A 14,429-nucleotide genomic window follows, 5' to 3' on the forward strand; every position below is an offset into this window, starting at 1 on the left:
TTATCCGGATAATTCAGTACACGGCTGCATAAGCCAGTCGGTGTCAGGGCAGCAGACAATAGAAGAGGTGGCAGACCCAACCTCTGTGTTGCACTGGCATCAATTGCATATGCAGATCCTTCCTGGTTGGCTTGTGATAATAGCACGTGGGGGCATACCTGAGTAAGGGCAGAGGTTTTTGCGGAAACGGTTATCCGGTGTGATCTTTGTAACAATTTTCAGTGTATGCTATCTTATTTTTGCGCAATCGTTTGGTTAGCAATTGCAAATTGACCTTTTTATCTATACACCGTTACCCTGTTTTGGTTCTACGGCAGAACAATCTGCTCCGCAGCAGTGCCAACTGCAGTGACGGCAGCAGAAATAAGCTCTGAAGAAACGGAGCAACTATAATAATTTTAATATTAAATATCTGATTTCATAACTATTTTTCAGAGGGTTTGCTGTGAATGCCTTAATCTCGTTTGTTAACGATCTCCTATGGGGATCGGTGCTTATCTATTTCTTGTTGGGTGCTGGACTGTTTTTCACGCTGAGATTGGGTTTTCTGCAAATCCGTCATTTCGGTCATATGTTCTCCATCTTGCGTCGCAGCCGTCGTTCCGATGATTCCGGTATCTCCTCTTTCCAAGCTTTATGTACCAGTCTTGCCGCCCGTGTCGGGACCGGTAATCTGGCCGGTGTTGCCGTGGCGCTGACACTGGGTGGCCCGGGTGCCATTTTCTGGATGTGGGTGGTCGCTTTCATCGGTATGGCGACTGCGTTCGTCGAAAGTACGTTGGCGCAGCTGTACAAGACCAAAGATGATCAGGGCAACTACCGTGGTGGTCCGGCGTATTACATGGAAAAGGGCCTTGGCATGCGTCGGATGGGGGTGTTGTTCTCCATCTTCTTGATCATCGCCTTCGGTCTGGTGTTTAACGCGGTTCAGTCCAACTCCATTGCGCAAGCGATGCATGTGGCCTTTGGTGTGCCGCAGCTGGGCGTGGGGATTGGTCTGGTGGTGCTGACCGCGGTGATCATCTTCGGTGGTGTGCGCACCATCGCCCGCGTGGCAGAGCTGATTGTGCCGGTGATGGCGCTGGTTTATCTGCTGCTGGCCCTGTATGTCGTGGGTATCAACATCAGCAAGCTGCCGGATGTGATTGCACTGATCGTGAAAAGTGCGTTCGGTTGGCAGGAAGCGGCGGCCGGTACCTTGGCGTACACCATTAGCCAAGCGATGATTAACGGCGTGAAACGCGGTCTGTTCTCTAACGAGGCCGGTATGGGCTCGGCGCCAAACGCCGCCGCGGCCGCTTCGCCGTATCCGCCACATCCAGCTTCACAAGGTTATGTGCAGATGCTGGGCGTGTTTATGGACACTATCGTTATCTGTACCGCCACCGCGGCAATTATCCTGACTTCCGGCACGCTGGAAACTGGTCAGGGCATGAGCGGCATCGATCTGACGCAACGTGCGCTGTCGACTGCGGTGGGTGATTGGGGCGCAATCTTCATCGCAGTAGCGGTGTTCTTCTTCGCCTTTACCTCTATCATCGCCAACTATGCGTACGCAGAAACCAACTTGGTATTCTTGGAGCATAACGGCAATAAGCGTCTGCTGATGTTCCGTGGCATGGTTCTGGGCATGGTGATTTTCGGCGCCGTGGCCGAGTTGCCAATTGTTTGGGCGATGGCGGATATCTCTATGGGCCTGATGGCGCTGACTAACCTGATTGCTATCTTGTTGCTGTCAGGCACCGCTATCAAGCTGGCCAAGGATTACAACGAACAGCTCGACTCTGGCAAATTGCCAGTATTCGATGTGCGTAAGTATCCTGAGCTGCACAGCCAGCTTGAGCCGGGCATTTGGGATGATCCAGACGCGCTGCGTAAAATGGCCGAATAACAGATTCAGCTATTGCAGCCATTGAAAAAGCCACGCGGGGAGTTCTTCAACCCCGCGTGGCTTTTTTGTTACAGTAACCTATCAGATTGGAGCGAGTGTTGAGGCTCGCCGCGGTAAGGCGCATCGAGTGGCCTGTCGCCCTATTTTGTCGCATGAGGATGAGCGCGCTATGTTGATTGTTATCTCGCCGGCCAAAACGCTGGATTACACCAGTCCGCTGGCTACCACCCGTTTTACCCAGCCAACGCTCTTGGCACCGGCCGCTGAGCTGATTGACATCTGCCGTGCGCTGACTCCGGCACAAATTGCTTCCTTGATGAGCATCAGTGACAAACTGGCTGGCCTGAATGCGGCCCGTTTTGCCGAATGGCAACCGCCGTTTAGCCCAGAGAATGCGCGGCAAGCGATTTTGGCCTTTAAAGGCGATGTGTATACCGGTTTGCAGGCCGAGCAATTTAGTGAAGCGGATTTTGATTTTGCCCAGCAGCACCTGCGTATGTTGTCCGGTCTGTATGGCGTATTGCGGCCGTTAGATTTGATGCAGCCGTATCGCTTAGAGATGGGGACTCGCTTGGCCAACCCAGCAGGTGCCGATTTGTACCGATTCTGGGGCGAGCAGATCACTGAGACATTGAATCAGGCCTTGCAAGAGCAGGGCGATGCGGTGCTGATTAATCTGGCATCGGATGAGTATTTCAAAGCGGTGAAACCGGCCAAATTGCGTGCGACGATTATCAAGCCGGTGTTTCAAGACCGCAAAAACGGTAAGTACAAAATCATCAGCTTCTACGCCAAAAAAGCGCGCGGCCTGATGAGCCGTTTTATCATCACCGAGCGTTTAACCGAGCCTGAGCAGCTCAAAGATTTTGATTATGAGGGCTATGCGTACTGCCCAGAGGCGTCCACCGAATTGGAGTGGGTGTTCCGCCGCGATGCGGAGCTGTAAGTGGTAGTGAGTGATGGCGCTAGGATGGGGTTCACCCTAACGTTAATTCACGTAAGCTCTAATGCAAGCAAGCGCCAAATAGCACACAGCCCGCGCAAGGCGGGCTGTGTATGGGGATGTGGGGTACGTTGACCGATTAATCGTCGTACTCATCCTCGGCGGCGCGTTGTGCAGCCAGAGCGCGTTTACGCTCGGCGCGTGCAGCGGCCTCCAGCTTTTGCTTCGCGGCCACGTTCTCTTCGCTGCTCGCTTGACGACGCTTACCGATGTTTTTCTTGTCGCGAACCCGGATTTTGGTTTTCTCTTCCGTCTTCTGCTCCAGCTTCTCGGCGCGTTTTTTCTTCTGCCGCTCTTTTTGTTTCTTCGATGGCCCTTTACGACCTTCGTGCTTCGGCGCTTTGGTCTGTGGACGCAATTCGTCGACCACGCGGTACTTCAGCTCTTCGTTGATGTAGCGGGTAATTTTGCCCAGCAGGTCAAAATCGTGCGCTTCGACCAACGAGATAGCGGTACCTTTACGGCCAATACGACCGGTACGACCAATGCGGTGCAGGTAAGCATCGGCGGTGCGTGGCAGGTCGAAGTTAAACACGTGGCTGATGTCATCGATATCGATACCACGGGAGGCGACGTCGGTCGCTACCAGCACTTTGATATCGCCGTTTTTCAGCTTATCAATGGCGCGGGTACGCTGGGTCTGCGCCATTTCCCCTTCCAGATAACCGGCAATAATGCCCTGACGGTGCAGGTTATCCACCAGCTCACGAACTCGCTCACGCTTGCGCACAAACACGATCGCGCGGGTAACATCGTCTTGCTTGAGCAGGTGCGCCAGCAGCGCAGTCTTGTGCTCCAGATTATCGGCGCGGTAGTAGAACTGCAGGATCTTCTTGCGCTCACGGCGGCTCGGCTCAGCCTCGATCTTCACCGGATCGTTCAGCAGACGATCGGCAAAGTTTTGCAGCGCATCACCTTCCAGCGTAGCGGAGAACAAGAAGGTCTGGTTACGCCAGCGCGTTTCGGCAGAGATCTTCTCGGCATCCTGACCGAAGCCCATTTGCAGCATGCGGTCGGCTTCGTCAAAGATCAGAATTTCAACGGCACGGCAGTCAAAGTTCTCTTCTTTGATGTACTGCAGCAGACGACCTGGGGTCGCTACCACGATATCTTGGTTTTTGCTGAACACTTCAGCGTGGTTCAAGTACGCCACACCACCGGTGATGGTCGCAATCGCCAAATGGGTATTGGCGGCCAGCTCACGGGCCTGATCGGCGACCTGCATAGCTAGTTCACGGGTTGGTGTTAAGACCAGTACGCGTGGGGCACCGGGCTTTTTACGTGGGTAGTCCAGCAGGTGCTGGATCGCCGGCAACAAAAACGCGGCGGTTTTACCGGTACCGGTAGGGGCCGAGCCCATTACATCGCGGCCTTCCATGGCAGCAGGAATGGCTTCGCTCTGAATGGCGGTTGGGCGTTCGTAGCCCTTGTCCTTCAGTGCAGCCAGAAGACGTGGATCAAGATCTAATTCGGAAAATTGTGTCGCTACCATGGTTCACCTCTTTTGCGAGGAAGGGATTATACCCTTGCCGGCGTTTTGCTTCACGCCCCTTCACGCGTTAATGTATTTCGCCTATTCTTGGCAGCCCGCAATACGGAGTCTGCCATGTCTGATAAATCCTCATCCCCTGTCACTGCGCCACTTAATGCGTCGGCAACGCCGTCGCGAGCAGCATTGCCACGTAATGGCTTTACCTTTAAGCAGTTTTTTGTGGCACACGATCGTTGCGCGATGAAAGTCGGCACGGACGGGATCCTGCTGGGAGCCTGGGCTTCGCTGCAAGGCGTGACAAAGGTTCTGGATATCGGAACGGGAACGGGACTAATAGCGCTGATGTTAGCACAACGCTCGCCATCTGACACACAGATTACCGCCATCGATATTGATGCCGATGCTTGTCAGCAAGCGGCTGAGAATGTCGCGGCATCGCCGTGGCCGGATAAAATTCTGATTCAGCACTTACCGCTGCAGCAGCTGGCCGCCGAAGCGCCGGCCGAGCGGTTCGATTTGATTGTCTCCAATCCGCCCTATTTTACCCCTGGGGTAGCCTGCCGTGATAACCAGCGTGAGCAAGCACGTTATACCGATACCTTGACTCACCAAGCCTTGCTGGACGCCGCGCGGCCGTTGTTAAACCCGCTCGGACGCTTGTGTTTGGTGCTGCCATACAGCGCCGGTTTGGCGTTGCAAAGTGCGGCGGAACAACAGGGCTGGTTTTGTTATCAAAATGTAAGCGTAAGTGGTCGCGAGGGGAAAGCACCTCAACGGATTCTGCTGGAATTTGGGTTATCGCCCCAAAAAACTCAGAACAATACACTGGTTATAAATAGCTATGACGGAAGTTATCACTGCAACTATCAGGATCTCACAAAAGATTTTTACCTTTTTATGTGATCGCATTGCACAGCCTAAGCGGATCATACATGATGCTGGTAAGTGAACAGTAAATAGCGGGTTATTCTGATTAACAATTAATCAACAGCCGGACAGGGTGTACTACCGATCTGATACGGCGCAGAATCCTGACAAATAAGCATCACTACTTTTCACGTTTACCAGCCAATTTATTATTCAGACTGTTTTTTATGGTGATTTCTTCGCCACTGCCTTCTGTTGCCTGAATTCTGGTAAATGTGTTGACCGACAGACTTTTGTGAATAAGAGGTATTGCCGTGAAGCAGACATTAAAATGGCAAGATGTGATGGGATTGGGCATGATGACCTTTGCCTTCTTTTTGGGCGCAGGCAACATTATTTTCCCTCCGTTGGCTGGCCAACTGGCAGGTGACCATGCGCTGTATACCACCCTGGGCTTTTTGGCGACCGCTGTCGGCCTACCTCTGATTTCGATTATTGCCGTGGCCCGTGCGGGCGGCGGTCTGCCGAACATGACCCGCGATCTGCCGGCTGGGTTCGGTACTTTTGCTTCCGTGCTGCTGTTCATCGTGATTGGTCCTGCGTTTGCCGCGCCGCGTACCGGTCTGGTGGCTTATGAAATGGCGCTCAAACCGTATTTTGCTGCGCCGGATGCCACGGTGCAGATGCTGGTGACTGCCGGTTTCTTTGCTATCGCGATGGCGCTGTCGTGGAGCCGTGGTGCGCTGATCGACAGCATCGGTAAAGTGATGACGCCGGTGCTGTTCCTGCTGCTGGTGGTGCTGGCGGTTGCCGTGGTCGTTGCGCCGCAAGGCGTGGTAGAAGCTGCGCAAGGCGATTACATCGCAACACCGTTTACCAAAGGTTTCTTGGATGGCTATAACACCATGGATACCTTTGCGGCGCTGATGTTCGGCATGCTGATTGTGGATGTGATCCGCAGCAAAGGCATCACCGATACCAAGCAAACCTGTAACTACTTGATCATTGCCGGTCTGATTGCGGCGGCGGGTCTGGCGTTTGTGTACGTGTCCTTGTTCCGTCTGGGGGCCACTTCTGGTGCGATTGCCGGTGGTCTGGATAACGGTGGCGCTATCTTTGCTGCTTATGTACAAGCTCTGTTCGGTCAGCCGGGTCAGTGGATCTTGTCTGCAGTCGTTATTCTGGCCTGTATGACCACGGCGGTTGGCCTGATCAGTGCGTGCTCTGATTACTTCTCTAGCCTGACTGCACTGAGCTATCGTCAGTGGGTACTGATCTTAGGGGTTATCTGCGCAGTGGTAGCGAACGTTGGCTTGAGCACCTTGATCAGCCTGTCGGTACCGGTACTGTACGCGCTGTATCCGCTGGCCATTGGTCTGGTGATGCTGACTTTCGTGCGCCCATGGCTGAGAAATCCAGCGCTGAGCTATCGCTTGGTTCTGGGGGTTGCACTGGTGTTCAGCTTGATGGATGCGGCAGTGGCGGCGGGTGTCAATCTGTCGGTGATGAGCTTCCTGCCACTGTTTAGCAAGAGCATGGCGTGGGTACTGCCAACCGCAATCGCGTTGGTAGTGGCACTGATGTTGCCTGCTCGTGAGCAAGCCTCACAGGTGCAAACGGCTTAATTACTAGCCAAAAAAAGTGAAAGTTTAGAATGCAAAACGGCGCCTTGGGCGCCGTTTTTGTTTTGGTGCTCGCCGCTTACAGCTGTTCGGCGATTTCCGTGAGGATCTGCTCACACCAGCGTTGGATACGCTCATCGCTTTGGCTGTACTGGCTCTCTTCATCCAGCGCCAGCCCAACGAAATGCTGCTGATCGTCGGTAAGGGCTTGTGAAGCACTGAACTCATAGCCTTCAGCGGGCCAGTAACCGATGCTGCGGGCGCCACAGGCGCTGACTTTCTGATGCAGCATACCGAGGGCATCCAAGAACCATTCGCCGTAACCGAGCTGATCGCCCAAGCCATACAAGGCGACCAGTTTGCCTTGCAGGGCGACGGTTTGCGCTGGGGTGTCGAACTCCGCCCAACGGGTAGCCCAATCTTCTTGTAGCTCGCCGAAATCCCAGGTCGAAATGCCGAGGATCAACGCATCGTACTGCGCCATATCGGTCAGTGGCGTGTCTTTAATATTGTGCAGGGTCACCAACTCTGCCCCGATCGTATCGCGGATTTTTTCTGCTGCCATTTCGGTATAGCAGGTGGTTGAACCGTAGAATAAGCCGATTTTCATGTGACATACCGTATCCGGGTGGTGAATGCCGCGAGTGTAGCAGATCTTGCTTGCCATTGTGCCACAGCGCGGTAACGTAGAGCCCCATACCGATACAGGAGGAGCCGTGCAGCAGGATCACGCATTACAAAATATCGCACTGGTTGAACAATTTCTCGATGCCATCTGGATGGAGCGCAATCTGTCGGAGAATACACTGGCGTCGTACCGGCATGACATCAACCCGCTGTTGGCGCGTTTGGCGCGCAGTAACGCTTCTTTGCTGAGCGTCAGTAGTCTGGATTTGCAGGCGCTGTTGGCCGAGCGGGTCGATCAGGGCTACAAAGCCAGCAGTACCGCACGTTTACTGAGTGCATTACGCCGGTTATTCCAGTATTTGTATCGTGAGAAATTGCGCGCCGATGATCCGACCGCCATCTTGATGCGGCCCAAATTACCGCAGCGTTTGCCGAAAGATTTGAGCGAAGCGCTGGTGGAGCGTTTACTGGCTGCGCCCGATCCGCAATTGCCGTTGGAGCTGCGTGATAAAGCCATGCTGGAGCTTCTGTATGCCTGTGGGCTGCGGGTGTCTGAGCTGGTCGGGTTGACCATGGATAGTCTGAGCCTACGCCAAGGTGTGGTACGGGTGATCGGTAAAGGAAACAAAGAGCGACTGGTGCCGATGGGGGAAGAGTCTTTATACTGGCTGGAGCAGTTTCTGACCTATGGCCGTGCCAGCTTGCTGGGAGAGCAGTCTTCGGATGTGGTTTTCCCGAGCCAGCGCGGTAACCGGATGACCCGTCAGACTTTCTGGCACCGCATAAAACATTACGCCGTGCGCGCAGGCATTGATAGCGAACAGTTGTCGCCGCACGTATTACGCCATGCGTTTGCCACTCATCTGCTCAATCATGGCGCAGATTTGCGGGTAGTGCAGATGCTGCTGGGGCACACGGACTTATCCACCACCCAGATTTATACGCATGTGGCTACCGAGCGTTTGAAACAGCTGCATCAAGAGCATCATCCGCGTGCTTAATTTTAAGCTGCCTGCTGGTGCGGGCATCACCGAATAACGGAAACAGGATACTTACATGAAAAAGACGTTTACTGCTGCCGCTGTACTGAGTCTGTTTGTCTGGCAGGGTGCTCAGGCTGATGATGCTCAGATCCAAAGCAAACTGAGTGCGCTGGGGATCACCAATGCGCAGATCAAGCCATCGCCACTGGCGGGCATGAAAACCGTACTCAGCGACAGCGGTGTTCTGTATGTCAGCGATAACGGTGAGTTTATCCTGCAAGGGCCGATGTTCCAGCTGACCGGCCAACAGCCGGTGAACGTGACCAATCAGCTGCTGATGGAACAACTGGCCAAGATGGACAACGAGATGATCGTGTACAAGGCTAAAGATCAGAAGTACGTGGTCACCGTCTTTACCGATACCACCTGTGGCTATTGCCGCAAGTTGCACGATGAGATGAAAGAGTACAACGATCTGGGCATTACCGTGCGCTATCTGGCCTTCCCACGTTACGGCATTGGCTCGAACTCGGCCAACCAAATGGCCGGTATTTGGGCTGCCGCCGATCGCAAGCAAGCCTTTAGCGATGCTATGGCGGGTAAAGAGGTGCCGGCGCAAGACAGCAAAGCATCGGTGATTGCGCAGCAGTTTACTTTAGGTCACCAATTTGGGGTGCAGGGCACGCCAGCGATTTTGTTGCCAAATGGCGATCTGCTGCCGGGCTATCGCGATCCGAAAGGCCTGCTGGAAGTGCTGAAAGCGTATAAATAAACTCCCTTCGGCTGCGCATTGTCCTATCGGCAATGCGCACCATGCTTAGGTGTAAGACTGAGTCGGCTATCCGGCTGGTTTTCCCTCTCTACTGTTATGTGATCCGAGAAAGCGATGAACGTTGAGATTTGCCGGCGTCCTCATGTGGATGACGCCCACCTGTCTGCCGTGCAGCCGCCGCTGCTGCGGCAAATTTATGCCAGCCGTGGCGTGCAATCGATGCCAGAGCTGGAGCGCTCAGTAAAAGGGATGCTGGATTATCGTCTGCTGCACGGTGTCGATGCGGCGACGGAGTTGCTGTATCAGGCCATGCTGGCCGAGCGTCAGATCACGATTGTGGGTGACTTTGATGCCGATGGGGCCACCAGTACCGCCTTGAGCGTCTTGGCACTGCGCAGCCTGGGGGCGAACAAGGTCAATTTTCTGGTGCCGAACCGTTTTGAAGATGGTTATGGCTTAAGTCCGGAAGTGGTGGTGCAAGCCGAAGCGCTGGGCGCAGAGCTGATCATGACCGTGGATAACGGTATTTCGTCGCATAGTGGGATTGAAGAAGCGCATCGGCGCGGTATTCAGGTGCTGGTTACCGATCATCACCTGCCGGGCGATACCCTGCCGGATGCCGATGCCATTGTGAACCCGAATCTGGAGCAATGCGCGTTTCCGTCCAAAGCGCTGGCGGGGGTTGGGGTCGCGTTCTATCTGATGCTGGCGCTGCGTACGTGCCTGCGTGAAGCCAATTGGTTCAGTGAACGCCAATTAGCTGAGCCGAATCTGGCCGAGCTGCTGGATTTGGTGGCGCTGGGCAGCGTGGCCGATGTGGTGCCGCTGGATGCCAATAACCGAATTTTAATCTGGCAGGGCTTAAGTCGCATTCGCGCTGGGCGTTGTCGTCCGGGGATCACTGCGCTGCTGGAAATCGCTAACAAAGATCGTACTCAGTTAGTGGCGTCCGATTTAGGGTTTGCACTGGGCCCGCGTTTAAATGCAGCAGGACGTCTTGACAACATGTCATTAGGTGTTGCATTACTCTTGTGTGACGATATGGCAACAGCCCGTCAGTTAGCCTGTGATTTGGACGTTTTAAACCAGACTCGGCGCGAAATTGAGCAGGGTATGCAGCAGGAAGCATTAAATCTTTGCCAGAAACTAGATCAAGATCATAATTTGTTACCTTTCGGTCTTGCACTGTTTCACCCAGAGTGGCATCAAGGAGTGGTAGGGATTCTGGCTTCACGCATAAAAGAGCGTTTTCATCGTCCCGTGATTGCATTTGCACCAGCAGGCGATGGGATTATCAAAGGCTCGGGGCGTTCGATTAGCGGACTGCACATGCGTGATGCGTTAGAGCGAATTGACTCGCGTCATCCCGGATTGATTTTACGCTTTGGTGGTCATGCGATGGCCGCGGGATTGTCCATCCATGAACAGCGGTTCGACGATTTTCAGCGCTGTTTCGCCGACATTGTCACCGAGTGGCTCGAGCCTTCGGCACTGCAAGGCAAAATCTGGACTGATGGTCCGTTGCCGGCAGAGATGATGAGCATGCATACCGCTGAATTGCTACGCGCCGCTGGGCCGTGGGGACAAAACTTCCCCGAGCCACTGTTTGACGGGGAATTTAACCTGTTGCAGCAGCGTAAAGTGGGTGAGCGACACCTGAAAATGTTGCTAGAGCCGGTAGACGGTGGCCCATTACTGGATGGGATCGCATTTAACGTCGATACTCAGATTTGGCCGGATCCGTCAGTGCGAAAAGTGACCCTGGCTTATCGGTTGGATATCAACGAGTTTCGGGGTAACCGTAGCCTGCAATTGCTGGTGGAGCATCTGGAGCCGCATTAAGGTAACTCGGCCTGTAACTTAGGCCCTGAATCCGCTAGACTTCACCTGTTTTAGCCCGAAAATGATGAGTAAAGACGCGAATCACTATGTTTGAAATCAATCCTGTAAAAAACGGTATTCAAGACCTGACTGAGCGCACCAATACCCTTCGGGGGTATCTTTGACTACGATGCCAAGAAAGAGCGTCTAGAAGAAGTCAATGCTGAGTTAGAACAACCTGATGTGTGGAATGAGCCGGAACGTGCTCAAGCGCTGGGTAAAGAGCGCTCCGCACTGGAAGCGGTGGTTAACACCATCGACGAATTAGATCAGGGCCTGGAAGATGTGGAAGGCTTGCTGGAGCTGGCCGTTGAAGCGGACGATGAAGAGACCTTCAACGAAGCTGTCGCTGAATTAAGCGCTCTGGAAGCCAAACTCGCCAAGCTCGAGTTCCGCCGGATGTTCTCCGGTCCGAACGACAGTTCTGATTGCTATCTGGATTTGCAAGCCGGCTCTGGCGGCACCGAAGCACAGGACTGGGCCAGCATGTTACTGCGCATGTATCTGCGCTGGGCCGAAAGCAAAGGATTTAAAACTGAGATTATGGAAGTCTCAGACGGTGAAGTGGCAGGCGTGAAATCTGCCACCATTAAGATCAGCGGTGAGTATGCTTACGGCTGGATGCGTACCGAAACCGGTGTGCACCGCTTAGTACGTAAGAGCCCGTTTGACTCCGGCGGTCGTCGTCATACGTCATTTAGCTCCGTGTTTATTTATCCGGAAATTGATGACGATATCGATATCGAGATTAACCCGGCGGATCTGCGCATTGACGTATATCGCGCATCGGGTGCCGGTGGTCAGCACGTAAACCGGACCGAATCGGCGGTACGTATTACTCACTTGCCAACCAACACCGTGGTTCAGTGCCAGAACGACCGTTCCCAGCACAAGAACAAAGATCAGTGTATGAAGCAGTTGAAAGCCAAATTGTATGAGCTGGAACTGCAGAAACAAAATGCTGAAAAGCAAGCGATGGAAGACACTAAGTCTGACATCGGATGGGGAAGCCAGATTCGTTCTTACGTTCTGGATGACTCCCGCATCAAGGATTTGCGTACAGGAATCGAAAACCGCAATACACAAGCGGTATTGGACGGTGATTTAGATCGCTTTATTGAGGCCAGTTTGAAAGCCGGATTGTAAGGAACTCCCATGTCTGAACAACAAAATCTTGAGCAAGAAAGTACATTAGATCTGAACAGCGAGATGGCAACCCGACGCGCGAAGCTGGCAGCTCTGCGTGAAGAAGGGATTGCTTTCCCGAATGATTTCCGCCGTGACAGCATCTCCGGTGACCTGCATGCTGCCTTCGACGATAAGTCTAAGGAAGAGCTGGAAGCACTGGGTAAAGAAGTGGTTGTTGCGGGCCGTATCATGACTCGTCGTATCATGGGTAAAGCTGCATTCGTTACCCTGCAGGATATGGGTGGTCAGATCCAGCTGTATGTATCTCGTGATGAGCTGCCAGAGGGCGTTTACAACGAGAAGTTCAAGAAATGGGACATGGGCGACATCATCGGGGCACGCGGTAAGCTGTTTAAGACTCAGACCGGCGAGCTGACAATCCACTGTTCAGACGTACGTCTGCTGACCAAGGCACTGCGCCCGTTACCAGACAAGTTCCACGGCCTGTCAGACATGGAAATGCGCTATCGTCAGCGCTATCTGGATCTGATCACCAATCCGGAATCTCGTCGTACTTTCGAAATCCGCTCTAAAGTGATCAGCGGCATCCGTCGTTATCTGGAAGAGCAGAATTTCGTGGAAGTGGAAACCCCGATGCTGCACCCAATTCCGGGTGGTACCACTGCACTGCCATTTGCGACTCACCACAACGCACTGGATCAAGAAATGTTCCTGCGTATCGCGCCAGAGCTGTACCTGAAGCGTCTGGTGATCGGTGGCATGGAGCGTGTGTTCGAGATTAACCGTAACTTCCGTAACGAAGGTCTGTCTGCTCGTCACAACCCAGAATTCACCATGCTGGAATTCTACCAGGCGTATGCTGACTACAACGATCTGATGGACAAGACCGAAGACATGCTGCGTACACTGGCCATGAACATTCTGGGCAGCACCACCGTTCATTACGGTGACCACGTGTATGACTTCGGTAAGCCGTTCGACCGTCTGACTCCAGCGGAAGCGACTGTGAAGTACACTGAGCTGACCATGGATCAACTGGATACGCTGGAAGCTGCACGTGCGACTTGTGATGCGCACGGTATCAAGTACCAGCCACAGTGGGGCGTAGGTCGTCTGCAAGTTGAGATCTTCGAAGAGCTGGCTGAGCATTGCCTGATTCAGCCAACCTTCATCACCAAGCACCCAGCAGAAACTTCTCCGCTGGCACGTGCTAACGATGAAGATCCAACCGTAACTGACCGCTTCGAGCTGTTCATCGGTGCGCGTGAAATCGCGAATGCTTACTCCGAGTTGAACGACCCAGAAGATCAGGATCGTCGTTTCCGTCAGCAGCTGGTAGAGCGTGACTCCGGTGATGCCGAAGCAATGCACTACGATGCTGACTACATCATGGCGATGGAATACGGCCTGCCACCAACAGCCGGTGAAGGTATCGGTATCGACCGTCTGGCGATGATCTTCGCGAACGCGCCGAGCATCCGTGACGTGATCCTGTTCCCTGCGATGCGTCTGCAAAAATAAGTTAGACGCGTTACGCTAAGAACCAGAAAACGGAGCCTATGGGCTCCGTTTTTTTATGGGTAGCAACGGTTGGTCTCTGAAGTGGCGCGCCGGTGGTGAGGGTGGCGCTAGACATCACGGTTGCGAGTGATGACGCAGAAATGCGATATGCTGCACGGAAACAATTATCCATACTTTTTCCTGCTTAATTCTCAATCAGTTAAGCCTCTTTAGGCTTGCAGTGCGCAGGCAGGGGGTTATAATCGTTTTCGAATTACGGCGTGTGCGGGTGTAGTTCAATGGTAGAACGGTAGCTTCCCAAGCTGCATACGAGGGTTCGATTCCCTTCACCCGCTCCATTCATGCCTTCTTGAGTCACTCTCCTACGTGTTATTTTGTGTCATATCCCTCTAGCTTTTTTATTTTTGCTTTTCATCGGGTTACTGTATCAATTGCTTTTTAGTGCTTTGGCGTTTAGTCATCATTCCCATTTTCGCTGACATGATGAAATAGGAATGCGTTGCCATTGGCGATAAACGGCAATGCAACGAGGTGCATTAAGACGGCTCAACATTCATCACGCACTATTGTCATTCAGCATGGCCATGAAAAAGCACCTTTACATCCTGTTGGCGTGGCTCT

The 14,429-nt window shown here is 53.4% G+C and carries 11 protein-coding genes and 1 tRNA gene; 10 read left to right on the forward strand and 2 right to left on the reverse strand.

Going from position 1 to position 14,429, the window contains the following annotated elements:
- Positions 1 to 445 precede the first annotated feature (445 nt).
- On the forward strand, positions 446 to 1,891 hold the full coding sequence (locus LQ901_RS00920) for a sodium:alanine symporter family protein (RefSeq protein WP_036770007.1): 1,446 nt from the start codon (positions 446 to 448) through the stop codon (positions 1,889 to 1,891).
- A gap of 169 nt (positions 1,892 to 2,060) precedes the next feature.
- A complete protein-coding gene (gene yaaA, locus LQ901_RS00925) occupies positions 2,061 to 2,837 on the forward strand; it encodes a peroxide stress protein YaaA (protein WP_084976465.1) in 777 nt (258 codons plus the stop codon).
- 136 nt (positions 2,838 to 2,973) lie between these two features.
- Here the strand turns inward: yaaA and srmB are convergent, their stop codons facing one another.
- A complete protein-coding gene (gene srmB, locus LQ901_RS00930; RefSeq protein WP_081995565.1) occupies positions 2,974 to 4,386 on the reverse strand; it encodes an ATP-dependent RNA helicase SrmB in 1,413 nt (470 codons plus the stop codon).
- 114 nt (positions 4,387 to 4,500) lie between these two features.
- On the opposite strand from srmB, the gene LQ901_RS00935 reads away from it, so the two are divergent.
- Complete coding sequence (locus LQ901_RS00935) at positions 4,501 to 5,289, forward strand: tRNA1(Val) (adenine(37)-N6)-methyltransferase (protein WP_152135734.1); 789 nt, start codon at positions 4,501 to 4,503, stop codon at positions 5,287 to 5,289.
- A 278-nt stretch (positions 5,290 to 5,567) separates the two neighbouring features.
- On the forward strand, positions 5,568 to 6,878 hold the full coding sequence (gene brnQ, locus LQ901_RS00940; protein WP_010864645.1) for a branched-chain amino acid transport system II carrier protein: 1,311 nt from the start codon (positions 5,568 to 5,570) through the stop codon (positions 6,876 to 6,878).
- A gap of 76 nt (positions 6,879 to 6,954) precedes the next feature.
- Here the strand turns inward: brnQ and fldB are convergent, their stop codons facing one another.
- Positions 6,955 to 7,485, reverse strand: coding sequence for a flavodoxin FldB (fldB, locus tag LQ901_RS00945; protein ID WP_152135733.1), 531 nt, complete (start codon positions 7,483 to 7,485; stop codon positions 6,955 to 6,957).
- 106 nt (positions 7,486 to 7,591) lie between these two features.
- Here fldB and xerD point away from each other — a divergent pair, with 106 nt between their 5' ends.
- The 6 genes from xerD to LQ901_RS00975 all read left to right on the forward strand — a co-directional run bounded on the left by xerD (position 7,592) and on the right by LQ901_RS00975 (position 14,146).
- Complete coding sequence (gene xerD, locus LQ901_RS00950; protein ID WP_010864643.1) at positions 7,592 to 8,503, forward strand: site-specific tyrosine recombinase XerD; 912 nt, start codon at positions 7,592 to 7,594, stop codon at positions 8,501 to 8,503.
- 55 nt (positions 8,504 to 8,558) lie between these two features.
- Complete coding sequence (gene dsbC, locus LQ901_RS00955; protein ID WP_112866566.1) at positions 8,559 to 9,257, forward strand: bifunctional protein-disulfide isomerase/oxidoreductase DsbC; 699 nt, start codon at positions 8,559 to 8,561, stop codon at positions 9,255 to 9,257.
- Between the two features lie 114 nt (positions 9,258 to 9,371).
- Positions 9,372 to 11,099, forward strand: coding sequence for a single-stranded-DNA-specific exonuclease RecJ (recJ, locus tag LQ901_RS00960; protein WP_233671915.1), 1,728 nt, complete (start codon positions 9,372 to 9,374; stop codon positions 11,097 to 11,099).
- An 86-nt stretch (positions 11,100 to 11,185) separates the two neighbouring features.
- A protein-coding gene (gene prfB, locus LQ901_RS00965; RefSeq protein WP_106911789.1) for a peptide chain release factor 2 occupies positions 11,186 to 12,284 on the forward strand; the annotation gives its coding sequence in 2 pieces (ribosomal slippage) (positions 11,186 to 11,260 and positions 11,262 to 12,284; 1,098 coding nt in all).
- 9 nt (positions 12,285 to 12,293) lie between these two features.
- Complete coding sequence (gene lysS / locus LQ901_RS00970; RefSeq protein WP_010864639.1) at positions 12,294 to 13,808, forward strand: lysine--tRNA ligase; 1,515 nt, start codon at positions 12,294 to 12,296, stop codon at positions 13,806 to 13,808.
- Positions 13,809 to 14,072: 264 nt separating this feature from the next.
- A tRNA-Gly gene (locus LQ901_RS00975) sits at positions 14,073 to 14,146 on the forward strand.
- The last annotated feature ends 283 nt before the right edge of the window (positions 14,147 to 14,429 follow it).

It is taken from the genome of Plesiomonas sp. PI-19, from assembly GCF_021368255.1.
Taxonomy (GTDB): domain Bacteria; phylum Pseudomonadota; class Gammaproteobacteria; order Enterobacterales; family CAMTGL01; genus Plesiomonas; species Plesiomonas shigelloides.